This window comes from Pseudomonas sp. MWU13-2862, assembly GCF_023242495.1.
Classification (GTDB): Bacteria; Pseudomonadota; Gammaproteobacteria; order Pseudomonadales; family Pseudomonadaceae; genus Aquipseudomonas; species Aquipseudomonas gingeri_D.
This window is the reverse complement of the sequence record NZ_JALMEZ010000012.1, coordinates 209,631-233,654: the sequence shown is the minus strand read 5'-3', so window position 1 is coordinate 233,654 and position 24,024 is coordinate 209,631. Positions and strand designations below refer to the sequence as shown.

Sequence of the window (24,024 nt, the reverse complement as noted above, 5' to 3'; positions counted from 1 at the left end):
TTGTGGCCGCGGTGGTGGTCACCGCTTCCGCTCACATGGCAGAAACCAATTCAATGTCAACTTTTACCAGGCTCTCATGGGGTTACGCTTCGCCATGTTCTGGCTCTGTGCTTCGGCTTGTTCCTTTCGGCCCGGTAGAAAGCCCACCGTGTAGGCGGCAACGGCCAGAGATGTACAAATCGCGGCGCTTGCAGGGCGTTCCGGCTCGGGTCTTGGCGCCGCAGGTCAGGCGGCGCAACTCGTCGGGAAGCGGCGTGCTCTTCGGTGGTGGATACTGGTAGTCATGTTCAGCCCATGCAGCGCTCCCGGTGGCGCTTTTTTTACAATACTGCCGCCACAGCTTGCGCAGATGGTCTTGATGATCGGTCATACCTGGCTCCAAGGTGTAGCGCTTTGACTGGTCAGGGTGGTTACTTTTGGTGGTTACCGCTGTGGTTATTCCTGGTGGCGACTACGCTGGGTGACGTACTGATGGCTGATGCTTTCGAGGTGGATCGTATGGCAAGGCGTGGCCGGATTTACCAGTGGCGAAACGAAGAGGTCGAAGAGGTCACGCTTGCCGGAGCTTCAGGCTCGACACGCCCCAGGCGGTCAGCGGCGCCTCCTAAGCCCGCAAAGCTTGGCTTTCAGAATGGCCTGCTGCTGTTCATCATCTGCAGCGTAATCATGGTGTTTGCAGTGCCTGCGCTGATTGCCGTTCTATGCGTTATTTACGCTGTGATTTTTGGTGAGTGATATGAGCAAAAAGCTAAGCGTCATTGCGTTTCTGGTTGTGTACTCCTGCTTTTCACAGGCTGTTGAAAGCGAGTATTACGAAAGCCCAAGAGATATTGAAAAAATCACAGACAGAATACCGACAATCGTCGGAACCCTTACTGATCGGGCAAGGCTCAGCGGAGTCAAAATAAAGTCTGTAGCTGTGATGAGGTTTTCTAAAGCAGATGCTGAAGGAGACCCGGACACCAAGGCCGGCGACATTGATTACAGCTTTGAAACCGACTCGGAAGAATGTGCCGCAATCGGCTCGGCTGGATTTTCGTACAGAAAGGGCAAATACACGCCAACAACAAGAACGGCTCTATGGCTTTCTAAGGGCAAATGCCATGGGCCGGAATTCCCTTAACCAGCAAAGACCCCCGACAGGGCTCCGGCTGCCAAGGCATAGGGCCCGGCAGCCGGAAAGCCTATACTTTTATCCTCTTGGATAGGCCGCGCTCGGGGTGCCCGGCATCAGCATGCTGCGTGAAGGGTCGAAGCCCTGGGTGCCGGTTTGCGGCTTGGAGGCCTCTTTGGCCTGGATGTTGGTAACTACCTCCGCGATTTTCCGGCCATCCAAATGAATCGGCTGGGTCAGTTGAGCAATCAAGGACTGTCTCGGCGGCACCGGCGCGATGAGGCGGGTGTCGCCCCCCTGGATGTCGGGGCTATTCCACTTATCGGCAAACGATAGCTGTTTGAACGCCATACTCGCCGGCAGAAGAGTGTTGACGCCTTTGATGAGGGCATTGAACAAGAACTGCCACTGATCCAAGAAGAAGCCGACGAACAGCCTGAAGCCAGTTTTGATTCCGGTCCATATACTGGATGCCGTATCGCTTATCCAATTGAATGCGCCGATGAGGTAGGGGCTGAACTTGGCCCAGATCTCTTTCGTTTTGGCCCAGATGGTGTCCCAGTTGCGATACAGATAAATCCCCGCAGTGACGGCCAACATCACCCACCCAATCACCGGGATTGCGCGCAGCCCGAACATCAGCACTTTGCCGATGATCGACACCCCGGTAAGTACCGCTCCCGTGATCCCGCCCCCTCCGCTCAATACGGTGAATAGCAGGCCAAAGCCTTTCGACGAGGCCGCTATCATGTTGACCAGGCCGCCGGTGAGCAGGACGGCCGATAGGCCCACAAGTGAGTATGTGAAGCCCCTGATCAGCGCCGGATGCCTCCCAAGCTCTTGAGATAGCTCCGTCAGCTTGGTGAGCATGGGGAGAAACACCGGCATCACGTTCTGGCCGATAGACAGGCTCAGATCGTCCATCGCTTTCGACAGTTCCAGGGTCTTCATCATCGGTGAGTCTTTGTTTGCCGCGATGGTCTGGCTGATGCCCTGGGCCTTGTCATAAGCCTCTTCCGAATGAAGCAGAACCGGCATTTGCTGCATGATTCGGGTGTAGATGCTGCCACCAGTTCGACCGAACAGGATGTTGTTCTCTCGACCCATGTCGCTCAGCGACGTGATGTGGTTTTTTGCATAGATGCTCATCATCTCCTGAGCAAATTTGAGCGTGTCGGTGTCCTGCAGGTGCGCAAGTCCGGCATTCATGGGGCTGCCATGCAGGAACCGGGCGCCGCCGCCCTTTGTTCTCGTCACCTTGCTCTTTTCCCATACTCCCAGCCTGAGCGCTTCGTTGGCCATGATGCTGGGCGTGAGCGCCATCATGCCGTGGGTGCGGCTGTAGCCGGTCATCAGGCCCGTGGCAACAGTAGAACCGCCCAGTTCACCAATGATTGGTTCCAAACCAGCGAAGATCGTTTTTTTGGTAAGGCCGGCTACCGCGACGCCACCGTGCGACATGAACAGTCGCAGGTCACGCTCGCTAACCATCTTGCCGCTCGATTGAACGGTCTTGAAAATGCCATCGGCGATCTGGGTTGCCTTGTTTACATCGTTGAGCCCACCCATCAGCTCCATTGTTTTGCTCATCTGCATAAACTGCGCGTGAGCCATTCCCTGCTTGCCTTCAGCGAGCATTCCGCTCGCCACTTGGTACTGCGCAAGTACGGGGGATATGATTTTCGCCGCGTTCAGCGCATCGAGGCCGCTCTTGCCAGACTCCCGGAATGCGCCCTGGGCGTCGGTGAACATCTTGGTTCGATCCATCAGCGATGTGCCGATGATTTTGTTGGCCTCGGAAAACTTCATGGCATCAGCGATCTGAGATTGCCCAAGCCCCATCTGCTGGAGCTTGGCCGTCTCCTTCTGGTACTTGATTGCCTCATTGAGCGGGCCTTTGAACAGGCTGGCGATAGCCAGGCCGCCGCCGAACATTGCACCACCAAGGGCGGCCTGCTTGCCGATGGCCGCAAGCTTGGAGTTCAGCAGGTCTACGTCCATGCCGGTGCCATGCAGGCTTTTGCTGATCGTCATCAGGCCTGCGCTGACATGGTTGATCAACGACAACCGGACCGCGACGGAATATGTTTCAAGTCCCATGGTTAGTTACCTTTTTTGATGTGAGCGTGACGGGGCGGCGTGATGCCCCGAACAACCCGTGGCGAAATAGCTGGAAGCCATTCGCGTTCGTGGAGCGCGTCTTATCCAATGTGTCTTACCTCTCATGTGGTGGGCAGATGCCCGGTGGTGTTGCTCTGTGCCGCGCCACGTTTTCGTGATTCTCAAATCGTGGCGCGGGTGTTAATCGCTATTTGCCGACGATGCTCAAGGTGGGCGGGAGCCTGGGCCCGAATGGCGCGCCAGGAGCGAACGGATCGGGCAGCAGATGCTCAGGGCATTCCCTGATGAAATTCTTGAATGCGAGCTGGCAGGCGTTGAACAGTGGCGCGTCGTTGCATTCCTGGCCTCTGCGGGTGGCGCTTTCCTCGAGCGCGTAGGCGAACACCAGGTCGGCCAAGCTGGCCAAACCGTCCTTGCGCGCCGTCTCTCGCTCCACGCTGTTGATCGCCAGCAGATCGCATAGCCGATCAAATCCAAGCCCACTGGCTAGCCCCTCGGTGTCCAGCACCAGCGAGCGACCGAACGCGGCGAGCACCGTGCGCAGGTCTTCCCACTCCGCTCCGCGGTGGTCGGCGGCTGTCTGCTCAATCTCGGCGATGGCGTTGGCGGTGAATGGCAGGTACTGGCTCAGTTTTCTGGCCTTGCGGCGCATGGCCCGGCGCTCGACACGGATCGAATCAACCCGCTCCCCGAAGATGCGGCAGATTCGCCGAGTGGTGATCAGGCTGGTACTCATGCTGGTGCCAGGCTTTTTGGCGATGTCCACCAGGGCGATGACAAGGCTGCTGCTCATGGGCGGCTCTCCATAGGGGTGCTGTCGTACTTGGTGCGCAGGTCAGCGCCGGCCGTGCAGTGCCGGCCGGTGGGGGCGTAGCAGGAGCGGCAAACCATAATGTGGCTGAGATATTGGTCGCGGGCCTGCCGCCACTCGGGTGTGGCCGTAGCGGCGTTGGCGTGGGGGCTGGTGGCGACCGGGGCAGGGCGCTCGACCAGCATCAGGCGTGCACGGTCCGGATGGCGATTCACCATGGTCGGCTTGTCCGTGCCAGCGGCGGTCGGCGGCATGTGATCGAGGAGACCGGAAAGGAGGCTCATTGCGCCACCTTGTCAGGATTGCTCGTAATCCAATGTTCCTGTGATTTCAAAAACCTGGGGAACGGGGGAACAGTGGTAACAGCTACGGAATACGGGGCCTCCAGACGGGGTACCTGTTCCCCTTTGTTTTTTGGGGGGAACGGAAATAACTGGATCGCATGGAAAGTGCGCGCTCTTATATTGAAAAACCGGTGTGTGTTCCCCCTGTTCCCCAACACTTCCATAAGGGGGAACGCCTGGAAGCCCCGGAAATTCTGGCTGTTCCCGCTGTTCCCCGCGTTCCCCACAAAACTAGGTTCCTGTGTATTTGGGCAGGGCAGGGGGAGCGACGGGTGATTGCTCATTGCTCACCCCCTTCCCGGTCCATCAATTCGGCGTCGACCACATACAGGCGAGCGGTGCCGCCACCAGGCAGACGGTACTTCTTGGACTTGCGGCTGCTCCGGTCGGTGTCGCGCTTGGCGATGGCGCCCGCAAGGTCCAGGGCCTTGATGACCCGACTCAGACCGTACCCGTTGGCGGCCTCAACCAGTGCTGGCTTGTTGAATAGGTGCAGGCGGCGGGTACCGTCCAGCTCCCAATAGCCTGCCCGGTTGAATACCTTGGCGTCGGGTGTCTGTTCATCAATATCGGAGAACCGACTGCTGCCGTGGCGATCGATAAAGTCGAGGATGCCGGCCAGGATCTGGCGGTCTTCGGCGTTGCCACTGCCGACCCGGGCCAGCCACTCGCAATAGAGCAGCCTGCAGTCAGCCAGGGCGCTGCCTGGTACCCACGGCAGCAGGCCGTAGGCAATGGCCATCTCTCCCGCCAGCGCGATCACGGCGAAGCGATCGGCCACCCGGCCGGCCTGGGCGTTATCCTCAATGAACTGGGCGCGGATACCGGCGAAGTCTTCCAGCAGGCCGGGGCGATCATCACTGGCCAGCAGCTTTTCCACGAACGCTGGCCCGAGGTGGCCATGGTGGGCGCCAACGGCCACGGTGAGCTGCCGGTGAAAGTCTGCGCCCTCAAGGCCATGCAGCTCGTCAAAGGCCCTATGCGTGCGGGTACCGGCGTTCACGTCGACCATGCGCAGCTCGGCGCCAGCGTGCGCGGCATTGCCGGATATGGCCGCGTGCTCTGAGAGGGAGCGCTCGCCGCTGGAGAGCGTCAGCAGGCGCCAGCTCAGTTTGCCCCGGGCTTCACGCTCGCGGGTCATGGTGCCTTTGCCCTGGCCGTTGGCGAGAGAGTAGGCCATTTCCTGTACGCGCTTGGGGTCGGCGCGCTTGATCTCGTCCAGTGGCAGGATGGTGTCGTTACGACTCGACGCCTCGATCTCCAGGCCGCCCTTGGTCATGTCCCAACTGGCGGCGAATACGCCCGGGTCACCCCACACCGACGAGCCGATCAACTGCGCTAGCGACTTGCCGCTCGAGCTGTCGCCCACCAGGTGAACACCACCGCCCAGCACGCCGACCAGGCTCAGCAGTGGGCCGGCCAGTGAGCAGCCAATTGCCAGTGTGAGTACTGGGTTACCAGCGCACTTGGCGGCGACCTCCGACTGCCACAGCACCAGTTCGCCGCGGCGGCTGAACAGCACCTGGGCCTTGTTGCTGGCCTGGTACCGAACTTTGTCACTGCCAATCGTCCGCCCGGGCAGCACGAACGCCCCCGACTCATGCCAGCCCGGCCGGCAGGTGGTGGCGAACACTTCGACAGGATGCTGATCGAGCAGGTACTCCATGAAGGTGCCGCGCTTCTTGAGGGCGATGATGACGCCCATGCCGAACAGAGCGCGCCTAGCGTCCTCGCCGCTGCCGCCGAACACCTCCATAGCGATGATCCATTCCTTGATGCCGCCCTCGGTCACCAGGCGCAGCAAGCGGCCCTCGCTACCGTCGTCGCTGTTGGTGGTGCGGGCCACGACCGTGACGGGGCTGGAGATCCATTCATCGGTGATAGGCCGGTCGCCGGTATCGCCCTCGGCGTCATCCTGGTCAGCGGCGGTACGCTTGAAGCTGTGCCAGTAAACGCCCGGGCGCAGCTTGCGGCCCTTTTCATTGGTCACCCAATGCTCATACACCGCCCAGCAGGGACGATCAGGCGCAATGGCCGCGACATCTGGTCGAAGGTTGATCACATTGGTGTCAGGCTTGGACATTGGCGAGCTTCCAGTTGGCGAGATCGTTGAAGTCGGTGAGGTCATCGGGGGCGCCCTCTGGCCACTCAGGAAAAGCCACTTGGCCACCCACGGCCACCGCCGCGGCGTTTGCTGCTTTGCGCCCGGGGTTGCCGTCGGTGAGTCGGTCGTCGTCGCCGGCGATAACGATCGCCTGGTCTGGATAACGGGCGCGAAGGCCCATCGCCACCGGGGTCAAGTTGCCCGCGTTCATGGCTGCGGCCACGACGTAACCGCCGTGCTGATGGAGACTGGCGGCCGTCGCCCAGCCCTCACAGATGCAGAGCCGAGAACCCGGCTCAATGATGCCCAGCGGCGAATAGGTGCCCTTCACACGTCCACCGGGCAAGAAGCGCTTGGCACCGTCCGGGGCGATTCTTTGCAGGTTGACCAAGCGCCCATCTAGGTACAGCGGGATCAGTAGGTCGGCACCACGCTGGCGCAGTCCGTGGGGGCGCACGACTTTGGCGACCAGGTACGGGTGATCCGGAGCGGCCCGGCGCGCATTCCGCCACCAGCGGTTGGCCTTCTCGGCGGCTTGCTGCTGGCGCTGGTGTTGCTCGGCCTCGCGCTGGCGCCGGGCCTGATCGACTCGCTCGCGGATCTGCGCGGCTTCGCGGGCGTCCATTGGCTCACGACTACACCAAGTGCTGGTGCCGCCGGCTTTCCAACTGCCGAACGCACCGGAGGCGATACCGTCCAGATGCAGGACATACCAACCATTGAGCGAGCCGGGCTTGTCGTCCGGGACGCGGAACCGGTGAATGGCACCATCTGGCACGGGCAGCCAGTCAAGCTGCCCATAGACCGACTGGAGCGCGTCACGGAATAGGAGCGTGGCGTCAGTCATGCGACCCCCTTCGGCGGCTCAAACCGCGCCAGCACGGCGTTGAGCTTGGTGGTCGCCTTGCGCATCAGTGCGGCGCGCTCGCGGTCTGGCTCACCGTCACGGAATGCTGTCATGTCGTTAAAGACGCCGATCAGCAAGGTAAAGCTGTACGGGTCGATATGCGGTGGCTCATCATCACGCGCGATGATGCTGGGTGGGTCGAACGGAATCACGTTACTCATGATTCGCCTCCCGGCGATCAGCGTCAGCAAAGGCCCGACAGACCTGGCCGTTGTTCATGCCGTGCCAATGGGTGATGTCGTCGATTGAGTCGACCAGGCAGGCCGTTACTACGGCCTCGGTGCTGCGCATCACGATGCGGCCGCACTCTGCGTCGGCCTGGCTCAAGAACGGCCCTAGCAACGCCTTGGCCACCTTCGGGTGGGTGACATACCAAAGCTCTGTGGCTTTCTTCGGGCAAGCCGATCCCGTCAACGCTGGTGCGCTGTTTTGAATCTTCATGGTTAGGTCCTCAGCTTTTTGAGCTGGTTACAACGGTAAGGTGCGTGCTTACGGCTTGCGCCCGCGGGGTTGCGCTTTTGCCCTCTCGCCGAGGTGCCAGTCCGCCGACTGCTCAATGTCGCGAACACGGCCGCTCATTTGGCCCAGGGTCTCGATCAGCCATCCGATATCAATCACGATCTTGTTGCTGAGGCCTACGTCTTCATTCGATGCTGCAACGGCCAGGATATTGCCAATTGCGGCGATTCCATGGCTCAGGATCATGCCAACGCATTCCCCGGCCAATACTATGTCGCGGAGCTTTTCGTCAGGCAGTGAACTGAATTTCTCGGTGGTGATCAGCATGTCGTTGAGGGTGCTCATTTGGATTTCTCCTCATCAAGGCAGCGCTCGAACATTCCGATTTGACCCTCTAGGTAGACGGCCCACTCATCACTGAGGTGAGTGCCCACCTCAGACAGTCCAGCCACAACTCCGTACTCCCCGTGGTCCACAGCCAAGGTTATGGCCCGCATCACGTAGCCCAACCAGCGAACCTGCTGATTGGTTGCGGAGAGATCTTCCTGGGTGGCTTTCGCGATACCGGCGATAGCGTCGAGATTGTTCATTGCGCACCCCCTACAGTGTCGATCATCCCTTCCATCAGATCGGCCCAGGCCATGGCTGTGTGTTGGGCTACTACCGCTGTAACTCGGGCGACGATGATCGGTGTGCAAGGCGATGCGATAACAGCAAGTGCCAGGCTCAGCAGCACAAGGATGTCTTGCACGTCGCGCAGGTCGTCGGGGCTGCTATCGGTGGGCGCTGCGATAACGAGGCTCATGGGTACGCCCTCCCAATAGCGGGTTGATGGATCGGGATGTAGGTGAATTCATCGTGATCTGGTTCGTACTTCGCGTGCTCGAGGAACGAGGCGATGACACTCAACGGCATCTGCTGGCGCCAGCACTCCACGTAGGCGACAAGGAAGGCGCGACCCGGTGAAGGTTCGGCAAGGCAGCGTTTCATCAGATGTTTCATGCGCTGCGTCATAGATTCAAACACCGTCACGTCGCGTACTGTTTCCGGCGGGCGTTCCAGGCTGTGGAGTGTCGTCACCCGACCAAGCAGGTCACGACCAAAAGTCTCGAACAGCTCCCGTGCGAGGTCGCTGTCTGTGAGGCAAATTTGAAAGCCGAAAACGCCGCGACCATCAGCGACTTGGATGATGAAAAAGGTGTGGGCTTTGGCTGGCGTCTTCATACGGTGCCCTCCGCTGCATCAAGCTGGCTGCCCAGCTCCTCCGCGTGGCAGTCCAGGTAGTTCGCGCAGTCTTCGCCCAGGTACCGCCCAAGGTCGGCTAGATCCTTTACGCCCGTCCCGTTGCTGTGTTCAAGATAAAGCTGGATGGATTTCATCAGTGCGGCCAGCCAGCGTGCTTGATCTTTCCCGTAGCGGACGAAATCCAGAGCCTCTTTGGCGATCATGGTCAGGGGGAGGCGGCTCTGTGTGGTCTTGGCGCTCATACGGCATCTCCTTCAGTTTTTAGGCTGCGAGCGATGTGCATGTGGTGGTTATAGCGATACAGCCGCACTGCCAGACTGTGGTCAGCATGGAGCGCGGCCAACGCCATTGCCCGGTGGGCTTTAGCTCGCATGAAAAGCTTAAAGGCCCCAGCAAGCAGGTTCATTCGGACAGGGGGCTGAGCGGTCTGAAAAGGCTGTTTTGATTTTTCAGAGGTTTGAGTCGGACAAGCTCGATGCGAAGCCGGCGTGGTTCTTACATCCAGGGATGACAGCTGGATGCGGGCCTGGGTGTCTGCACTAGACGGATTGAGGGCGTGTTTCATGAGTGAGGCTCCTTGTACTGAGGAACCGCCACGATCTGCCGCCAAGCAGATTGGGGTGGCGGGTTGCACAGGATTGGCGGACCGGCGTACAAGGAGACCGGCGCACCCGAGGGTGCTCCTGCGCAACTCGCCATAACACGAGAGTGCGGGCACAAAAAAAGCGCCTGCAATCGTAATGGGGGCGCTGTTGCGCCTTGTACAGTTCAGGCCGCCAAGCCCGGTCGCTGATTTTGCAGCGACCCGGAAACCATACCGACGACTACGACCGCTGGCAAGAAAAGTTATCGACCGCTCATCGGCGATCATGAGGGCGGCCTTCACGCGGACACCCCTGCTGGCGGGTTGGTGCTGAGGTAATACAGAGCCATGCCGCTGTGTGTGCGGCCCTGGTCATCCGTTAGAGTGAGGCGGTGCGTCAGGATCTTGTGGCCCAGGCCGCGCAGCTCGTTGATGCGAGCACCCGGGCGGACAATGTTCAGCTCCCGGATGGCGGTGAAGGTATCAACCGGGCCGGCTTGCAGGCGCGCCAAAAGACGAGCGCGCTGGGCTGTTCCGCTGGTATTATCGAGGTGAGAAATTTCGTGGCTGGCCTGTTGGTCGGCCATTTTTTTTGGGCTCATGTTATGCCGCCTCCCCACGCAGAGCGATGCGCTGGCGCACCCATGCCTGGACCTCTGCCAAGACGAACCCTACTGGCGAGCCGCGTGATTTGCTGTTGCTCAGCGGCACAGGGCGGGGGAACGTCGGGTCGTCCTTGAGCCGCTTGTATACGGTGGGACGGGCGAGGCCGGTGATGGCTTCAAGATCCGGCATACGGATCAGCGTATTGGCGGGGTCGAACTGGTTGATGGTCGCAGCGGCTGGCTGCATGTGAGCTTGGGCGATATGCATGATTCTGTATCCCGTGATTGCTGTAGATGACGAGATACAGGTTATGGATGTGGGCGGCTGCTTTCGATCCAAGTTCCGATGGTCGAAAGTTTCCGGAAGGTTTTAGTCCTCAGAAGTTTCCTGGTTTGCTGGTGTTCGGAGCGAGGCCTCCACTGCGGCCAATGCCCTGAGACCTGAAAGATCGCGCATGAGACTCTCTGCTAGTGGGGCAATTGTTTTTCTCAGGTTTGCTTCTCCAGCATCGTAGCTACTGATTGCGGCTGACATGACACGATCAGGTATGTGTGAGCTTGTTTCAATCGACCATATCCAAAGGTCAAGATAGGGCAGTATCCCGTAGCGAGACCATCGATCGTAGAGGGGTTTGCCGGGTCTGAGGTTCTCAGTTTTCTTCTGAGATCTGGTTTCCTTGAGCCATGTAGCAAACGCTTCTTTTAAAACTGAGTCAGGAGCACCTAAATCAACTTGCACAACCGCAGATGTCGGAACGCGCGGATCATGAACATTTATCTCTATAGGGAGATTTGAGACCAGGACTGATGACATCAATGGATAGTTCTTGTCACCGATGGCAGCCCACCGATTTGGAATTTCGGGGCCGCATATTCCTTCACGTTCTGCCATTTCATCTCGATAAGCCTGCATTGCTAAGTCGAAGGTGTAGACGTTACGCACAGGCTGAATACCCGATCTGGAGTAATCACTTTGGCCATCAGCGTTGACAGGGTTCTCCCGAATTTCGGCCGCAGGAACTCCGGACAAGGCTCGCCATAAATCAAACCATAAACCTTGCTCGGCTAACCTAGGAGGGTTTGTGTGGTCTGGATGCGCGTCGAGTATTGCCCGCCTACGAGAAATTTGGTGGTGCCACTCGGGGGCCCCAAACAACTCGCATCCGAGGTACTTTTCTAGATGAAACCAATCAGGTAAATCTTCTACTCGATCAATCTTTGCCATCCTCACGCCCTCCCAGGCGATCCCGCATTGAGTAGATCGGCTGGTCAGGCGGATGGGAAGTCCGCTTTTCGCTCCTTCGAGCTAGGCCAGCCAAAAACCTTTGTCTATGCGGATACTGGGTATCCGAACAGTAATGGATTTCAGTCTATATCTGTCTGCGAGGGAGAGGGAAGCACTCAGTCAGGCCCTCTTGCCGAAGTCGCCTTGCACAACCACTCCACCCGCCAAGCCATCCAGGTAGTTCGCATACCACTGCATCATTGCCGTGCGCTGCGGCAGGTACTGGGCTTTGTTGTAGACGCCAGCAACGCCTGGCTTCTTGTGCGAAAGCTGGGCTTCGACATGGTTCTCGTCGAAGCCGTTTTCATTCAGAACCGTCGACGCGATATGTCGGAAGCCGTGACCGGTCTGCCGGCCTTCGTATCCAATCCGGCGCAGAGCCATCAGAAACACGGTGTCGCTCCGCGGCTTGGTGTGGTCGCTGCGGCCCGGGAACAGAAGGGGGTAGCTGCCGGTGTACTGGCGTAACTCTTCCAGCGCCTCCACCGCCTGAGACGAAAGTGGCACCAGGTGTTCAAGCCCTTTCTTGCGGCCTTTACGCTCGACGGGAATCGTCCAAATCTTCTTGGCAAGGTCGAACTCTGACCACCGCGCCTCGCGCAGCTCACTGGGGCGCACAGCGAAGAGGCTCAGCAGGCGTAAGCCGAGGCGCACGTCGTGGGCGTGGGGGTAAGCGGCTATGGCGCGAATCAGGCCCGGCAGTTCGTCAGGTGAGACGTGGGCGTAGTTCTCGGCCTTGCCGGACTGGAGATACTTCTGCAGGCCGTCGAGTGGATTGTGTGTTGCGCGGCCGGTCACCCGGGCCAGGTCGTAGGCGTCTCTGCAGTAAGCCCGAACTCGACTCATCTGCTCCAGGATGCCTTGCTGTTCCATGCCCCTTAGAAACTCCATCCATTCAAGCGGGGTGATCTCCGCATAGGGGCGCTTACCGAACACCGGGAAGACGTGACGCTCCAGGGCGCCGATGATTCGCTTTGCGGTGCCTGCGTCCCAGTTGGTGAGGCGTGAGGCGTACCACTCCCGAGCCAATGGCTCGAATGTCTCGCCGGCGGTGTCCCTATCCGCTTTCTTGCGGGCCTGTTTTGTGATGATCGGGTTTTTCCCGTCGGCGGCGTCGGCGCGCAACTCGGCAGCTTTCTGCCTGGCCACCGATCCACTCACATCGGGATAGCCGCCCAGGCCCAACCAAGACCATTTCCCGTCGGGCTTCTTGTAGCGGAGCTGCCAGGACTTTTGGCCATCGGTCTTCACGCGGAAATAAAGGCTGTTCCCGTCGAGCTCGCGGTATTCCTTGGCGTCAGGCTCTAGCCCGGCCAGTGCGGTGTCGGAGAGGGGGCGGCGCTTTATCTCGGATCGCTTCATCTGGCTTGTATCCCTTCGGTTCAATTATTGGCCGAGGATACACAGCGGGATACACGGAGGGAAGGTATAGGGGGATACAAGGAGGAACAGCCAGAAACAAGAAAGCCCGCACTAGGCGGGCTTCTTGTTAGCTTCGTAGACATCCAGAGACATCACGAAACAGGTACTTGGTGGCTACACAGGGACTTGAACCCCGGACCCCAGCATTATGAATGCTATGCTCTAACCAACTGAGCTATGTAGCCAAGTGGCGCGCATTATTCGCCGGTAACGCAATTGTGTCAAGCAAATATCTGAAAATTTTCTCTGCGCTATCAACCGGTTAAGGCCCGACGGTGAAAACCGCGGGCCAACGCCGTCTCAACTCAGGCGGAAACGCCCGGTATTGTCGCTCAGGGCCTTGCTGCCTTCGCTCAGGCTGTCCGCCGCGCGGTTAACGGCGCGAGCCCCTTCCAGCAGCCGTACGGCGGCCTGGTCGATTTGCTGGATATTGCCGCTGACCTCATCCGCCGTGCTCGCCTGCTCGTCCACCGCCGTGGCGATCTGCGCCAGGGTGTCGGTGACGGTCTGCACCGCGCCGGCGATTTCCACCAGGCGCTGACCCAGTCCGGTCACCGATTGGGCGTCGGTCTCGGCCTGGATACAGGCCGCTTCCATCAAGGTCACCGCCTGGCTGACCGTGGAGCGCAGGCTGTCGACGGTGCTGGCGATCTGCGCGGTGGACGATTGCGTGCGCTGCGACAGGCTGCGCACCTCATCCGCCACCACCGCAAAGCCCCGTCCTTGCTCGCCGGCCCGCGCCGCTTCGATAGCGGCGTTCAGGGCCAGCAGGTTGGTCTGTTCGGCCACCCCACGAATGGTGTCGACCACCAGCTGGATCTGCTGGCCCTGCTCGCTGACCCGGCCCAGTGCGGCTGCCGTTTCGTTGAGGCGTTGATTCAACTGTTGGATGCTGGCGGTGGTGCGTTGGCTGTCACGGCTGCTTTCCGAGGCAATGCGCTGGGTGTTCTGGGCACTGCCGGAAGCCTGTTCGCAACTCTGCGCCACGCCCTGGGAGGTGGCCGCCAGTTGGGTGGCCGCCGCGGCGATCTGGCTGATCTGCGCCTGTTGCGTCTCGACCTCGCTGAGGGCACCGCTGGAGTGGGTGTTGAGGGTGCGCACGGCCGCGCTCAGTTGCAGGGTTTCATGGTCGACCCCCTGCAGGCTGGTACGCAGTTGCACCACGGCGACGTTCAACGCGGTGCTGATGGCCGCGAGTTCGTCACGCCCCTCCACCGGCACTTGCAAGCAGAGGTTGCCGTCGCGCAGGGATTCGGCCAGCAGGGTGATACCGCTGGCACTACGGCGGATCGAGGCTTGCAGGCAGACGAACAGGTACAGCGCCGCCAGCAGCAGGCAACCGAAGATCGCCGCCAACAGGCTGAACTGGCGGATGGCCGCGCCGTGGTAATAGTCCAGGCGACTATCGAGGGAGGTGAGGCTGTCCTGACGCAAGCTGGCGAGCTCACCCAGCATTTTGTCCAGGGCCTGTTCGAAGCCATCGGGCTTGAGGGTGATGCTGCCGCCGAACATGCCGTCGTCGAGCACCTTGAGGCCCTCGTCCAGGTGCGTCAGGCTGGCATGGTAACGCTCGGCCCAGCTTTTCAGCTCCGCCGGCAGACGGCTTTCCAGCAGGTTGCCGGTCTTGGTCAACTGGTCCCGGGCATCGCCGATACGACTACGCAGGTCCTTCAATTGCAGGCGGCTTTGCAGGCTGAACTGGCCCGAGACCACAGAGGCCTGGCCGACACTGGCCAGCCGGCCGACCCGTTCGATCAGGTCCGGCGCATGCTGGGTGGCGATTTGCGTGAGCAGGTAGGTTTCCATCCAGGGGGCGAGGATCAGGCGACTGTCCATGGCGATTTGTTCGCGCAGCGCTTGCAGTGCACTCAAGGCGCTGGTGAAACGATCGTAGCCGTCCGGCCACCAGCCGACCTTGCTCAGGCTGGCGGAGTCGAGGCCGCTCAGGGCGGCTTGGAGGATCTGGTAGCGCTTCAGGGTGTCGGCATCGGCACCTTCGCTTTGCAGGGTTTTGCCCAGTGCCTCGACGGCCTGGTCGATCTCCGGTTGGGCCTTGTCCAGTGTTGCCATGGCCGCCAGGGTGGCGGGTGTCGGCTGCCGGTTGGTTTCCGTGGCGCGCCAACGAGCGGCACGATCACGCTGGGCCTCCAGCAGGTTGTCCAGTGAATCGAGGGAGAGCAGTTGATGGACGCCGGCGCGCTCTTCAGTGATCAGTGCCAGCTTGCTGCGATAATCCTGGCCGATCAGGTACAGGCTGCCCATCAGTGGGACGATGAACAACAGGAACAGTACCTGAAACTTGCGGGCGAACCCGAAGTGGCCCAGCAGTCGAATCCCCGGTGATAAAAAAGCGTGCATGGTCGACTACTCCTCAGGGCGCCGCGCACGATTTTGGTGCGATCGTAACGGGTGCCGTCATTAGATACTTCGGAAGTCCGGCTGTGAGGCGGTGTAGGTTAGCCGTTGTAGCGAAACTTCCCATTCTCGGCTCCCTTTGTAAGGGGGCGTGCTGTAAGCACTCAGAGCACGCAAGATTCAGACCAATGGCGTTACGCTATCAGCCATTTCATCGGGAAAAAACCGATTGTTAGCTCTGCAAGTATCTGGCGTGAGTGCACCGAAAAATGGCACATTGCTGCACCTGCAACTGTGCATCCATCCGTGTTACGGAATCACTTCATGGCCCTTTCTGAAACGTCCAGCGCTTCGATCTCGACGGCGACAGCGCCGCAAACCAGCCCGTTGGTGATGCGCGTGATCGGTGCCGTGGCACTGGCGCACCTGATCAACGATCTGATCCAGTCGGTCTTGCCGTCGATCTATCCAATGCTCAAGGCCAACTATGGCCTGACCTTTACCCAGGTCGGGCTGATTACCCTGACCTTCCAGGTGACGGCTTCCTTGTTGCAGCCCTGGGTCGGCTTTTATACCGACCGTCATCCCAAGCCCTTGCTGTTGCCGATGGGGATGATCAGCACGCTGATCGGGATTCTGATGCTGTCCCAGGTCGGCAGTTTCCCGTTGATCCTGCTGGCGTCGGCCTTGATCGGTGTTGGCTCCTCGACCTTCCACCCGGAAGCTTCGCGGGTCGCCCGCCTGGCCTCGGGTGGGCGTTATGGGCTGGCGCAGTCGAGTTTCCAGGTCGGCGGTAATGCCGGTTCCGCCTTTGGCCCGTTGCTGGCGGCGGCGATCATCATTCCGTTCGGCCAGGGCCATATCGCCTGGTTCGGCCTGTTCGCGCTGTTTGCCCTGGGCGTGCTCTACGGGATCAGTCGCTGGTACCGCGCGCACCTGAATCTTTTCAAGCTCAAGCAGGGCCAGAAGGCCACTCACGGGTTGTCGAAGCATCGGGTGATCGGGGCGCTGGTGGTGCTCGGCTTGCTGGTGTTCTCCAAGTATTTCTACATGGCCAGCTTCACCAGCTACTTCACCTTTTACCTGATTGAGAAATTCCAGCTGTCAGTGGCCAGCTCGCAACTGCACCTGTTCCTGTTTCTCGGCGCGGTGGCGGCGGGGACCTTTGCCGGCGGGCCGATTGGCGACAAGATCGGGCGCAAGGCGGTGATCTGGTTCTCGATCCTGGGCGTGGCGCCGTTCACCTTGATGCTGCCCTATGTGGACCTGTTCTGGACCACGGTGCTGAGTGTGGTTATCGGCTTTATCCTGGCGTCGGCCTTCTCGGCCATTGTGGTGTTCGCCCAGGAACTGGTGCCGGGCAATGTCGGGATGATCGCCGGGGTGTTCTTCGGTTTGATGTTCGGCTTTGGCGGGATCGGCGCGGCGTTGCTGGGGCATCTGGCGGATATTCACGGCATCGAGTACGTGTACACGATGTGCTCGTTCCTGCCATTGTTCGGGGTGTTGGCGGTGTTGTTGCCGAAGACCAGAAAAGTTTGAGCCTGAAGGGCCGGATCGCTCGAAAAGGGGCGGCCGGTCTTGGTCAAACGGTAGGTCTTCGCTAACGATTGGTACAATATTTTATATTTTTGTATACGAAAAATCGGCGGATATTGTATCTGGTCATCTGATCCAGGTTGGGTGGCAAATCGCTATTTGCCCGTGTAGTCTGGCCATTCGCACCCCACTTGCGCGGATGGTGATTGTCGTAATGAAAATAAAAAACAAGCTTGTCCTTGCCTTTGTATTGGTCGCCTTTATCCCGGTGAGCCTTGTGGCAGTGATATCGGTGCTGAATATACGGGCTCAGGCCGTCGATCAGTTTATCGACGGCAGCACCCGTGAAATACGCCAGATCGACGGCAATATCCGGCAGTTTTTCGATGGATCTCAGCAGAACGTCGATCAAATGGCGGTTGATCCTGTATACACATCGGTCGACAGCCTGAAACACTATGAAACCGCGGATGCCGCCAGCCATCCTCTGCCAGCGGCCGCTCGCCAGGTGATCGATGCGTTCGCCCGTTATGGCGCGACCCACCCGGCCGCCGCCATCCTGTCCATCGGCCTGGAAGATGGCAGCTACGCCAAATGGCCGGACGACCCGCAGCTATCGAACTACGACCCGCGTTCGCGCCCCTGGTACAAGGCCGCCATGGCCAGCCCCGGCAAAACGGTGCGAACCCCCGCTTACTACTATGACAAGGACGCGGTGGCGCTGGTCGGCACTGCCCGGGCAATGCTCGATGACGCCGGCAAGGCCAAGGGTGTGTTTGTCGTCAGCGTTTCGCTGAAAAACCTCACCGAGCTGGTCAAAAGCATCAAGCTCGGCGAAAGCGGCTACGTGATGCTGATCGAAGACGGCACCGTGCTGGTCGACCCCCGTGACGCCGCGCACAGCTTCAAGCAGCTCAAGGACCTGGGCGAGCCCTACGCCAAACTGGCCGCCACCGCGCAAGGTTCCACCGAGGTGGAAATCAATGGGGTCAGGTACATGGCCAATGTCTGGACATCCCCCGGCCTGGGTTGGCGCTATGTCGGTTTGATCGAGTACAACGAAGTCATGGGCGCGGCTACGCGCATGACCTATGTGACGGCGGTGATCGTGGTCGTGCTGGTGTTGCTCTTTGCGCTGCTCGCGGCGGCGTTCGCCAGGGTCATCGTCAAGCCGATCGGCCAGGTCAGCACGGGGTTGCAGTCGATTGCCGAGGGCGAGGGCGATCTGCGCCGTGATCTCGAGGTGCAGGGCAAGGACGAAACCGCGGAGCTGGCCGGCTGGTTCAACAAGTTTCTCGCCGCGATACGCCAGTTGATCCAGCGTATCGGCGCCGCTTCGACCAATTTGCAGGACGCCTCGCGGGTCAACAGCGAAGTGGCCGACAACATGAACCAGGCGGCCGGTCGCCAGCGTGAAGCGGTGGAGTTGGTGTCCACGGCTTTCAACGAAATGGTCGCCACCGCCAACGAAGTGGCCCGTTCATGTAGCACGGCCGCCGACTCCGCCGAGAGCGGACACCAGCGTGTGGCCGAGGGCAAACAGCAGATCGAATTGACCACCCAGAACGTCGGCCGCCTGGGCCGGCGCTTGACCGAGTCTTCCCAGGCCATGGTTGAGCTGGAGGAGGGCAGCCGCAATATCAACCAGATTCTCGGCACCATCCGCGCCATCGCCGAGCAGACCAATCTGTTGGCGCTGAACGCGGCGATCGAGGCGGCCAGGGCAGGTGACCAGGGTCGGGGTTTTGCCGTGGTCGCGGATGAGGTCAGGGCCCTGGCCAAGCGCACGTCCGACTCCACTGGGGAAATCGACCAATTGCTCGGTACGCTCGGCAGCAAGACCCAGGAGGTGTCGCAGAAGATGGAAAGCTGCCTGGACCTGTCGCGCGCCAGTGTGTCCTCGATCGAGAGTGCCCGTGACAGCTTTGAAGGCATCCAGCAGTCGGTGAATGAAATCCGCGATCAGAACCTGCAGATATCGGCAGCGGCGGAGGAGCAGCACAGCGTGGCCGAGGAGATCAATCGGCATATCCAGCAGATCTACGACGAGGCGCGATTGGTCGAAAGCCTGGCCAGTTCCGCACAGGAAGACTCGGGCCGGCTTTCGCACCTCTCGAATGAATTGAACGGCTTGGTGGGGCGCTTCAAATCATAGAGGCAATGTGCCATTTTTGGGCTGGCCGATCCCCGGGCGATTCACTACACTTCAGGCTCTACTTAGCTGTCGGCTATCAGGTAGTCAACCTACATAGGGACCGGGAATCATAACCGGAACCTGAGGTGACAGGTTTGATGTCAGGGACTTCCCCGGAAAACCAGCACAAGAGTTATGCGCGTCCCGAGTTCTGGCAGCTTTCCATGCGTTGCTGCCAGCTGGCTGGTGCCGTGGACGTCGCTTTTCTCTTCATTTTTCTCATGCTGGGTTCACCCATCCTGGCCTGGGTCAACGTGATCAGCGTGGCCATGTATGTCTACGCTTATCGCGCGTTCAGCCAGCGACGCAATCGGCTGGCGATCCTGCTGATCCGCACTGAAGTGCTGGTGCACGCAGGGTTGGGAACGGTACTGATTGGCTGGGAAAGCGGCTTCCATTATTTCCTGCTGATGTTCATTCCGCCCCTGTTCGTGACCATGCGTGCCCGTAGCGCCTGGATCCTCGCGGCTTGCCTGTGGGCCTACTATGTGGGGCTGGATGTGCTCATGTGGTACATCCAGCCCCTGCAACCCATCTCCTCCAATGCCCTATTGGGTGTGCACATTTTCAACCTGACCGTGGTGTTCTGCATGTTCAGCTATCTGGCGCTGTTCTATGTGGTCACGGTGACCCGTGCCCACAGGAGCCTGGCGCGGATGGCAACGACAGATTCCTTGACCGGCCTGTTCAACCGCCGGCACATGATTGCGCTGACCGAGAAGGAACTGGCGCGGCACCATCGATGCCCCAGCAACCTGACCTTGATGTTGATGGATATCGACCACTTCAAGCACGTCAATGATCAGTACGGCCACGATATCGGCGACCGGGTGCTTGATGCGGTGAGCCTGGTACTCAAGCACTCAATGCGCGAACAGGATTTTATCGGGCGCTGGGGTGGCGAAGAGTTTCTGGCGGTATTGCCGGAAACCGATCTTGATCAGGCGGCTGTAAGCGCGGAGCGCATACGCAAGGCGATCCAGGCGTTGGTGATTGACAGTGACGGTCATAAAGTCAGCGTGACCCTGTCCATCGGCATTACCCAATATCGGGCCCAGGAGGCGCTGAGTAACGCTATTGCGCGGGCCGATCGCGCGCTCTACGAGGGCAAGTCAGCTGGGCGCAACAGGGTGGAAGTGGCGCTGGCTTGATGGTGCGCGCAGTTGAAGATACCCATCCTGAGTTCGTCCATCACTAAAGGGCGTAACGGCTCAAATCAGCTCATTTTGTGAGCTGATTTGAGCTGATATGTGAATGAACTCATATCCGTACAAAGCACTTACCGAAGGTTTCTTGTTATCCTGACCATCCTCTTTCATGGACGAGTACCGAGAGAAGCCATGGCTAACTCCACCCCGTCACGCCTCGGGAAGATACTGCAGGGACTGCTTTTTGCCCTGATCGGTATCGTCTTGTTGGGCATTGCCGTCAATCTCACGCTTGATCGACGTGAATTCCTCACCCGCGCACAGACCGCCGATGGCATCGTCAGCCACTTGAATGCTGGCGGTTCGCATCCTGAAATTGCCTTCACCGCCAGCGGTGGTGAAAAGATCTCCTACCCCCAAGGCGGCTTTATCTTCGGGTACCAGAAGGATCAGCCGGTACGGGTGTATTACCTGCCCGAGCAGCCGGCCAGTAGCGCCATTATCGATGACCCGGCCGCACTGTGGGGCACTCCGGGGGTTCTGGGTTGTATCGGTCTGGTGTTCATCATTGCCGGCCTGACAAGGGGCATCCGTCAGCGCGGTCGCGGTGCGGTCCATTCACTAAAAGGACTTTGAACGTATGAGCTACAGCATCCCGATCCCGGTCAATGAAAGTCGCTGGCTGTATCAGACCGCCAGTGGCGGTGGTCTGAGCGTGGCCCTGTTGGCCGGCAGTGGCGGTTCGATCATCCTGCGTTCGCCCCAGGGCAAGGACGTCAGCTACCGCTACGGTGGCGTCGGGGTGGGTGTCGGATTTGGCGCGCGCCTGCCGCGTATCGGCAAGATCAATATCCAGCTCAAGGGCAAGAGCGTGGGGGCAGCCGGTGCGGCGGAGGCTTTTCCCAGTACCGGCAAGGTGTTTGTCAGCGACACTTTGCTCAGTCGTGACCTGACCGATGACGATATCACCGGGCCTTGCCTGTATACCGAGGTGGCGGCGGGTCTGGTGGTCGGCGGTTCGGCCACGGCCCTGTTGTTCGGGCTTGATCCCAAGCTGCTGGCGTTGGCGGCGGCGGTGAGTTCCAACCCGGCGACCTCGCTCATTGCCTCTGCCACGGTCAACCGGCAGTTGCTGCAGTCGGCCAAGGGCGCGGTAGTCATGGCCGGCATGAACGCTGGCGTGCAGGCCGGTGGTAGCGCCGCGATCTACATGGGCTATCTGTTCTAGTCGCGCATAGCGGGTCGATATCACGCCCACAAAAAAGCCGCGTATCAACGCGGCTTCTTCGATTCCAGCAACGCTTACACGTTAAAACGGAAGTGCATCACATCACCGTCTTTAACGATGTATTCCTTGCCTTCCAGACGCCATTTACCGGCTTCCTTGGTCCCGGCTTCGCCCTTGTACTGGATGAAGTCGTTGTAGGCGATCACTTCGGCGCGGATAAAGCCTTTCTCGAAGTCGGTGTGGATCACACCAGCGGCCTGTGGCGCGGTCGCACCGACACGCACGGTCCAGGCGCGGACCTCTTCGACACCGGCAGTGAAGTAGGTCTGCAGGTGAAGCATTTCGTAACCGGCACGGATCACGCGGTTCAGGCCAGGCTCTTCAAGGCCCAGGGCCTCGAGGAACATGTCCTTCTCCTCGCCGTCTTCCAGCTCGGCGATTTCCGCTTCGATCTTGTTGCACACCGGCACCACGACCGCGCCTTCTTCCTCGGCAATGGCCCGGACCACATCCAGCAACGGGTTGTTCTCGAAGCCGTCTTCAGCGACGTTGGCGATGTACATCACCGGCTTGGTGGTCAGCAGGTGGAAACCACGGATCACCGCTTTCTCGTCGTCGCTCATGCTCTTCATCAGGCTGCGCGCCGGCTTGCCTTCGGTGAAGTGGGCGATCAACTGCTCCAGCAGGCCCTTTTGCACCACGGCGTCCTTGTCACCGCCCTTGGCGTTGCGCGTGACTTTCTGCAGTTGCTTCTCGCAGCTGTCGAGGTCGGCGAAGATCAGTTCCAGGTCGATGATCTCGATGTCGCGCTTGGGGTCGACGCTGTTGGAGACGTGAATCACGTTCTCGTCTTCGAAGCAGCGGACCACGTGGGCGATGGCATCGGTCTCGCGGATGTTGGCGAGGAACTTGTTGCCCAGGCCTTCACCCTTCGAGGCGCCGGCCACCAGGCCGGCGATGTCGACGAATTCCATGGTGGTCGGCAGGATGCGCTTGGGCTTGACGATCTCGGCCAGGGCCTGCAGGCGCGGGTCGGGCATCGGCACGATGCCGCTGTTCGGCTCGATGGTGCAGAAGGGGAAGTTCTCCGCCGCGATACCGGATTTGGTCAGGGCGTTGAACAGGGTGGATTTGCCGACGTTGGGCAGGCCGACTATGCCGCAATTGAATCCCATGGTGTTTCCCCTCGGATAAGAGTCAGGCCTTCTGGCTGTGCAGGTTTTTCATCGCGCGGTTCCATTCCCCGGCGAGGATATCCGGCAGCACGCCGAGGGCAAAATCGATGCTGGCATCGAGTTTTTCCTGTTCGGCGCGTGGCGCACGACCCAGGACAAAATTTGAAACCATACTGGCAACGCCCGGGTGGCCAATGCCAAGCCGCAGGCGGTGAAAGGTATTCTGGTTGCCGAGCTGCGCGATGATGTCGCGCAGGCCGTTGTGCCCGCCGTGTCCGCCGCCCTGTTTGAGCTTGGCGACGCCGGGAGGCAAGTCCAGTTCGTCGTGGGCCACCAGGATTTCTTCAGGCGTGATACGGAAGAATCCAGCCAATGCCGAGACGGCCTGGCCGCTACGGTTCATGTAGGTGGTGGGGATCAACAGGCGAACATCCTGACCCTGGTGACTGAAACGCCCGGTCAGGCCGAAATATTTGCGATCGGCCACCAGGTTGACACCTTGGGCGTGGGCGATGCGCTCAACAAAAAGGGCCCCCGCGTTATGCCGGGTCTGTTCGTATTCGGTGCCTGGATTTCCCAGGCCAACGATCAGTTTGATGGCAGTCACGACAGGGGCCCTTCCTAGGAGTTGTGGATAACATCGCGGCTAATCAGCGTAGCGGCGAACGTGGACGAAACATGCTCATTTACATGATGCAAACTTCGCGATCCCGCCCGCTTTACTCGCTACTTGCCAGCTCGCGATGTTTCCATGACTCCAACGTTACGGAGTAAATATTACTCGGCAGCGTCAGCTTCCGGTGCAACACGTGGCGCGTGAACGTTGGCAACAGCCAGGTCGTTACCGTGGGCCAGTGCAACGAACTCAACGCCTTTCGGAGCTTTGAGGTCCGACAGGTGAACGATCGAACCGACTTCGGCATCAGCCAGGTCGACTTCGATGAACTCAGGCAGATCTTTCGGCAGGCAGGTCACTTCGACTTCAGCCACAACGTGGGAAATCTCGCCGCCTTTCTTGATCGCTGCGGCTTCGTTGACGAAGTGCACAGGAACGTGAGCGGACAGTTTCTGACCGGCAACAACGCGGACGAAGTCAGCGTGCAGCACGTGGCCTTTGGCCGGGTGACGTTGCAGTGCCTTGATGATGACGTTCTGCTTGGCGCCGCCGATGTTCAGCTCGATGATGTGGCTGTAAGCCGCTTCGTTTTCGAGCAGTTTGGCAACTTCTTTGGCCAGCATGCTGATGGACTCAGGGGCTTTTTCGCCGCCGTAGACTACAGCTGGAACCAGGCTTGCGAGACGACGCAGGCGGCGGCTCGCACCTTTCCCCAGGTCGGAACGCACTTCAGCATTCAGGGTAAATTCGTTCATGTTGACTCTCCAAA

The 24,024-nt window shown here is 59.8% G+C and carries 30 protein-coding genes and 1 tRNA gene; 7 read left to right on the top strand and 24 right to left on the bottom strand.

Annotation, left to right across the window (positions count from 1 at the left end):
• Nucleotides 1-82 precede the first annotated feature (82 nt).
• Nucleotides 83-370: an HGGxSTG domain-containing protein gene (locus tag M5C56_RS21950; RefSeq protein ID WP_103496925.1), complete on the bottom strand. Its 288-nt coding sequence runs from the start codon at nt 368-370 to the stop codon at nt 83-85.
• 23 nt (nt 371-393) lie between these two features.
• Between M5C56_RS21950 and M5C56_RS21945 the strand changes: the two genes are divergently transcribed.
• Entirely contained in the window at nt 394-735 is a 342-nt protein-coding gene (locus M5C56_RS21945; RefSeq protein WP_103496924.1) for a hypothetical protein, read from the top strand.
• A gap of 1 nt (nt 736) precedes the next feature.
• Nucleotides 737-1,123, top strand: coding sequence for a hypothetical protein (locus M5C56_RS21940; RefSeq protein WP_247263304.1), 387 nt, complete (start codon nt 737-739; stop codon nt 1,121-1,123).
• Nucleotides 1,124-1,192: 69 nt separating this feature from the next.
• On the opposite strand, the gene M5C56_RS21935 is transcribed toward M5C56_RS21940, so the two are convergent.
• The 19 genes from M5C56_RS21935 to M5C56_RS21845 form a co-directional block, all read right to left on the bottom strand.
• Nucleotides 1,193-3,214 (bottom strand): hypothetical protein, encoded by a 2,022-nt coding sequence (locus tag M5C56_RS21935; protein ID WP_103496923.1) that lies wholly within the window; start codon nt 3,212-3,214, stop codon nt 1,193-1,195.
• 208 nt (nt 3,215-3,422) lie between these two features.
• Nucleotides 3,423-4,028 carry a hypothetical protein gene (locus M5C56_RS21930; RefSeq protein ID WP_103496922.1) on the bottom strand — a complete coding sequence of 202 codons (606 nt, stop codon included), beginning with the start codon at nt 4,026-4,028 and terminating at the stop codon, nt 3,423-3,425.
• Nucleotides 4,025-4,330 carry a hypothetical protein gene (locus M5C56_RS21925; RefSeq protein ID WP_103496921.1) on the bottom strand — a complete coding sequence of 102 codons (306 nt, stop codon included), beginning with the start codon at nt 4,328-4,330 and terminating at the stop codon, nt 4,025-4,027. Before M5C56_RS21925 ends, M5C56_RS21930 begins: the two co-directional genes overlap by 4 nt.
• Before the next feature lie 340 nt (nt 4,331-4,670).
• Nucleotides 4,671-6,473, bottom strand: coding sequence for a DUF927 domain-containing protein (locus M5C56_RS21920; protein WP_103496919.1), 1,803 nt, complete (start codon nt 6,471-6,473; stop codon nt 4,671-4,673).
• A complete protein-coding gene (locus M5C56_RS21915; protein ID WP_103496918.1) occupies nt 6,460-7,341 on the bottom strand; it encodes a toprim domain-containing protein in 882 nt (293 codons plus the stop codon). The genes M5C56_RS21920 and M5C56_RS21915 overlap by 14 nt, the downstream gene beginning before the upstream one ends.
• A complete protein-coding gene (locus M5C56_RS21910) occupies nt 7,338-7,562 on the bottom strand; it encodes a hypothetical protein (protein WP_103496917.1) in 225 nt (74 codons plus the stop codon). The genes M5C56_RS21915 and M5C56_RS21910 overlap by 4 nt, the downstream gene beginning before the upstream one ends.
• Nucleotides 7,555-7,842 (bottom strand): hypothetical protein, encoded by a 288-nt coding sequence (locus M5C56_RS21905; RefSeq protein ID WP_103496916.1) that lies wholly within the window; start codon nt 7,840-7,842, stop codon nt 7,555-7,557. The genes M5C56_RS21910 and M5C56_RS21905 overlap by 8 nt, the downstream gene beginning before the upstream one ends.
• Before the next feature lie 48 nt (nt 7,843-7,890).
• Complete coding sequence (locus tag M5C56_RS21900) at nt 7,891-8,205, bottom strand: hypothetical protein (RefSeq protein WP_103496915.1); 315 nt, start codon at nt 8,203-8,205, stop codon at nt 7,891-7,893.
• On the bottom strand, nt 8,202-8,450 hold the full coding sequence (locus tag M5C56_RS21895) for a hypothetical protein (RefSeq protein ID WP_103496914.1): 249 nt from the start codon (nt 8,448-8,450) through the stop codon (nt 8,202-8,204). The genes M5C56_RS21900 and M5C56_RS21895 overlap by 4 nt, the downstream gene beginning before the upstream one ends.
• On the bottom strand, nt 8,447-8,665 hold the full coding sequence (locus M5C56_RS21890; RefSeq protein WP_103496913.1) for a hypothetical protein: 219 nt from the start codon (nt 8,663-8,665) through the stop codon (nt 8,447-8,449). The genes M5C56_RS21895 and M5C56_RS21890 overlap by 4 nt, the downstream gene beginning before the upstream one ends.
• The gene (locus M5C56_RS21885; RefSeq protein WP_103496912.1) at nt 8,662-9,084 is read right to left on the bottom strand and encodes a hypothetical protein; all 423 of its coding nucleotides are present in this window, start codon (nt 9,082-9,084) and stop codon (nt 8,662-8,664) included. The genes M5C56_RS21890 and M5C56_RS21885 overlap by 4 nt, the downstream gene beginning before the upstream one ends.
• Nucleotides 9,081-9,347 (bottom strand): hypothetical protein, encoded by a 267-nt coding sequence (locus M5C56_RS21880; RefSeq protein ID WP_247263305.1) that lies wholly within the window; start codon nt 9,345-9,347, stop codon nt 9,081-9,083. The genes M5C56_RS21885 and M5C56_RS21880 overlap by 4 nt, the downstream gene beginning before the upstream one ends.
• Entirely contained in the window at nt 9,344-9,670 is a 327-nt protein-coding gene (locus M5C56_RS21875; RefSeq protein WP_103496911.1) for a hypothetical protein, read from the bottom strand. The genes M5C56_RS21880 and M5C56_RS21875 overlap by 4 nt, the downstream gene beginning before the upstream one ends.
• Nucleotides 9,671-9,987: 317 nt before the next feature.
• Complete coding sequence (locus M5C56_RS21870; RefSeq protein WP_103496909.1) at nt 9,988-10,290, bottom strand: helix-turn-helix domain-containing protein; 303 nt, start codon at nt 10,288-10,290, stop codon at nt 9,988-9,990.
• 1 nt (nt 10,291) lies between these two features.
• Nucleotides 10,292-10,561, bottom strand: a complete 270-nt coding sequence (locus M5C56_RS21865; protein WP_247263306.1) for an AlpA family phage regulatory protein — start codon at nt 10,559-10,561, stop codon at nt 10,292-10,294.
• Between the two features lie 102 nt (nt 10,562-10,663).
• Nucleotides 10,664-11,518, bottom strand: coding sequence for a DUF6387 family protein (locus M5C56_RS21860; protein ID WP_247263307.1), 855 nt, complete (start codon nt 11,516-11,518; stop codon nt 10,664-10,666).
• 180 nt (nt 11,519-11,698) lie between these two features.
• Complete coding sequence (locus M5C56_RS21855) at nt 11,699-12,940, bottom strand: tyrosine-type recombinase/integrase (RefSeq protein ID WP_103496908.1); 1,242 nt, start codon at nt 12,938-12,940, stop codon at nt 11,699-11,701.
• A 168-nt stretch (nt 12,941-13,108) separates the two neighbouring features.
• Nucleotides 13,109-13,185 (bottom strand) — tRNA-Met (locus M5C56_RS21850).
• A 115-nt stretch (nt 13,186-13,300) separates the two neighbouring features.
• Nucleotides 13,301-15,358 (bottom strand): methyl-accepting chemotaxis protein, encoded by a 2,058-nt coding sequence (locus M5C56_RS21845; RefSeq protein WP_103496907.1) that lies wholly within the window; start codon nt 15,356-15,358, stop codon nt 13,301-13,303.
• Nucleotides 15,359-15,679: 321 nt separating this feature from the next.
• Between M5C56_RS21845 and M5C56_RS21840 the strand changes: the two genes are divergently transcribed.
• Nucleotides 15,680-16,897 (top strand): MFS transporter, encoded by a 1,218-nt coding sequence (locus M5C56_RS21840; protein ID WP_103496906.1) that lies wholly within the window; start codon nt 15,680-15,682, stop codon nt 16,895-16,897.
• A gap of 61 nt (nt 16,898-16,958) precedes the next feature.
• Here M5C56_RS21840 and M5C56_RS21835 read toward each other — a convergent pair whose 3' ends face one another.
• Nucleotides 16,959-17,306 (bottom strand): hypothetical protein, encoded by a 348-nt coding sequence (locus M5C56_RS21835; protein ID WP_247263320.1) that lies wholly within the window; start codon nt 17,304-17,306, stop codon nt 16,959-16,961.
• Between M5C56_RS21835 and M5C56_RS21830 the strand changes: the two genes are divergently transcribed.
• From M5C56_RS21830 to M5C56_RS21815, 4 genes are all read left to right on the top strand, one after another.
• A complete protein-coding gene (locus M5C56_RS21830; RefSeq protein WP_247263317.1) occupies nt 17,190-19,049 on the top strand; it encodes a methyl-accepting chemotaxis protein in 1,860 nt (619 codons plus the stop codon). The genes M5C56_RS21835 and M5C56_RS21830 overlap by 117 nt on opposite strands.
• A gap of 137 nt (nt 19,050-19,186) precedes the next feature.
• On the top strand, nt 19,187-20,239 hold the full coding sequence (locus M5C56_RS21825; RefSeq protein WP_103496904.1) for a GGDEF domain-containing protein: 1,053 nt from the start codon (nt 19,187-19,189) through the stop codon (nt 20,237-20,239).
• Nucleotides 20,240-20,428: 189 nt separating this feature from the next.
• Nucleotides 20,429-20,872, top strand: coding sequence for a DUF3592 domain-containing protein (locus M5C56_RS21820; RefSeq protein WP_103496903.1), 444 nt, complete (start codon nt 20,429-20,431; stop codon nt 20,870-20,872).
• Between the two features lie 4 nt (nt 20,873-20,876).
• Entirely contained in the window at nt 20,877-21,464 is a 588-nt protein-coding gene (locus M5C56_RS21815; protein WP_103496902.1) for a hypothetical protein, read from the top strand.
• Nucleotides 21,465-21,538: 74 nt separating this feature from the next.
• On the opposite strand, the gene ychF is transcribed toward M5C56_RS21815, so the two are convergent.
• The 3 genes from ychF to M5C56_RS21800 form a co-directional block, all read right to left on the bottom strand.
• Nucleotides 21,539-22,639 carry a redox-regulated ATPase YchF gene (ychF, locus tag M5C56_RS21810; protein ID WP_103496901.1) on the bottom strand — a complete coding sequence of 367 codons (1,101 nt, stop codon included), beginning with the start codon at nt 22,637-22,639 and terminating at the stop codon, nt 21,539-21,541.
• Between the two features lie 22 nt (nt 22,640-22,661).
• Entirely contained in the window at nt 22,662-23,246 is a 585-nt protein-coding gene (gene pth, locus M5C56_RS21805) for an aminoacyl-tRNA hydrolase (RefSeq protein WP_100942297.1), read from the bottom strand.
• 170 nt (nt 23,247-23,416) lie between these two features.
• Entirely contained in the window at nt 23,417-24,010 is a 594-nt protein-coding gene (locus M5C56_RS21800) for a 50S ribosomal protein L25/general stress protein Ctc (protein ID WP_103496900.1), read from the bottom strand.
• Nucleotides 24,011-24,024: the final 14 nt, after the last annotated feature.

Bases quoted from the DNA above. Each gene is read 5' to 3' on its own strand.
- M5C56_RS21860 (WP_247263307.1), bottom strand. From the start codon at position 11,518: ATGGCAAAGATTGATCGAGTAGAAGATTTACCTGATTGGTTTCATCTA.
- M5C56_RS21905 (WP_103496916.1), bottom strand. From the start codon at position 7,842: ATGAAGATTCAAAACAGCGCACCAGCGTTGACGGGATCGGCTTGCCCG.
- M5C56_RS21915 (WP_103496918.1), bottom strand. From the start codon at position 7,341: ATGACTGACGCCACGCTCCTATTCCGTGACGCGCTCCAGTCGGTCTAT.
- M5C56_RS21815 (WP_103496902.1), top strand. From the start codon at position 20,877: ATGAGCTACAGCATCCCGATCCCGGTCAATGAAAGTCGCTGGCTGTAT.
- M5C56_RS21825 (WP_103496904.1), top strand. From the start codon at position 19,187: ATGTCAGGGACTTCCCCGGAAAACCAGCACAAGAGTTATGCGCGTCCC.
- M5C56_RS21870 (WP_103496909.1), bottom strand. From the start codon at position 10,290: ATGAGCCCAAAAAAAATGGCCGACCAACAGGCCAGCCACGAAATTTCT.
- ychF (WP_103496901.1), bottom strand. From the start codon at position 22,639: ATGGGATTCAATTGCGGCATAGTCGGCCTGCCCAACGTCGGCAAATCC.
- M5C56_RS21855 (WP_103496908.1), bottom strand. From the start codon at position 12,940: ATGAAGCGATCCGAGATAAAGCGCCGCCCCCTCTCCGACACCGCACTG.
- M5C56_RS21940 (WP_247263304.1), top strand. From the start codon at position 737: ATGAGCAAAAAGCTAAGCGTCATTGCGTTTCTGGTTGTGTACTCCTGC.
- M5C56_RS21885 (WP_103496912.1), bottom strand. From the start codon at position 9,084: ATGAAGACGCCAGCCAAAGCCCACACCTTTTTCATCATCCAAGTCGCT.
- M5C56_RS21910 (WP_103496917.1), bottom strand. From the start codon at position 7,562: ATGAGTAACGTGATTCCGTTCGACCCACCCAGCATCATCGCGCGTGAT.
- M5C56_RS21840 (WP_103496906.1), top strand. From the start codon at position 15,680: ATGGCCCTTTCTGAAACGTCCAGCGCTTCGATCTCGACGGCGACAGCG.
- M5C56_RS21920 (WP_103496919.1), bottom strand. From the start codon at position 6,473: ATGTCCAAGCCTGACACCAATGTGATCAACCTTCGACCAGATGTCGCG.
- M5C56_RS21930 (WP_103496922.1), bottom strand. From the start codon at position 4,028: ATGAGCAGCAGCCTTGTCATCGCCCTGGTGGACATCGCCAAAAAGCCT.
- M5C56_RS21890 (WP_103496913.1), bottom strand. From the start codon at position 8,665: ATGAGCCTCGTTATCGCAGCGCCCACCGATAGCAGCCCCGACGACCTG.
- M5C56_RS21800 (WP_103496900.1), bottom strand. From the start codon at position 24,010: ATGAACGAATTTACCCTGAATGCTGAAGTGCGTTCCGACCTGGGGAAA.
- M5C56_RS21935 (WP_103496923.1), bottom strand. From the start codon at position 3,214: ATGGGACTTGAAACATATTCCGTCGCGGTCCGGTTGTCGTTGATCAAC.
- M5C56_RS21925 (WP_103496921.1), bottom strand. From the start codon at position 4,330: ATGAGCCTCCTTTCCGGTCTCCTCGATCACATGCCGCCGACCGCCGCT.
- M5C56_RS21895 (WP_103496914.1), bottom strand. From the start codon at position 8,450: ATGAACAATCTCGACGCTATCGCCGGTATCGCGAAAGCCACCCAGGAA.
- M5C56_RS21845 (WP_103496907.1), bottom strand. From the start codon at position 15,358: ATGCACGCTTTTTTATCACCGGGGATTCGACTGCTGGGCCACTTCGGG.
- M5C56_RS21950 (WP_103496925.1), bottom strand. From the start codon at position 370: ATGACCGATCATCAAGACCATCTGCGCAAGCTGTGGCGGCAGTATTGT.
- M5C56_RS21900 (WP_103496915.1), bottom strand. From the start codon at position 8,205: ATGAGCACCCTCAACGACATGCTGATCACCACCGAGAAATTCAGTTCA.
- M5C56_RS21820 (WP_103496903.1), top strand. From the start codon at position 20,429: ATGGCTAACTCCACCCCGTCACGCCTCGGGAAGATACTGCAGGGACTG.
- M5C56_RS21880 (WP_247263305.1), bottom strand. From the start codon at position 9,347: ATGAGCGCCAAGACCACACAGAGCCGCCTCCCCCTGACCATGATCGCC.
- M5C56_RS21875 (WP_103496911.1), bottom strand. From the start codon at position 9,670: ATGAAACACGCCCTCAATCCGTCTAGTGCAGACACCCAGGCCCGCATC.
- M5C56_RS21865 (WP_247263306.1), bottom strand. From the start codon at position 10,561: ATGCATATCGCCCAAGCTCACATGCAGCCAGCCGCTGCGACCATCAAC.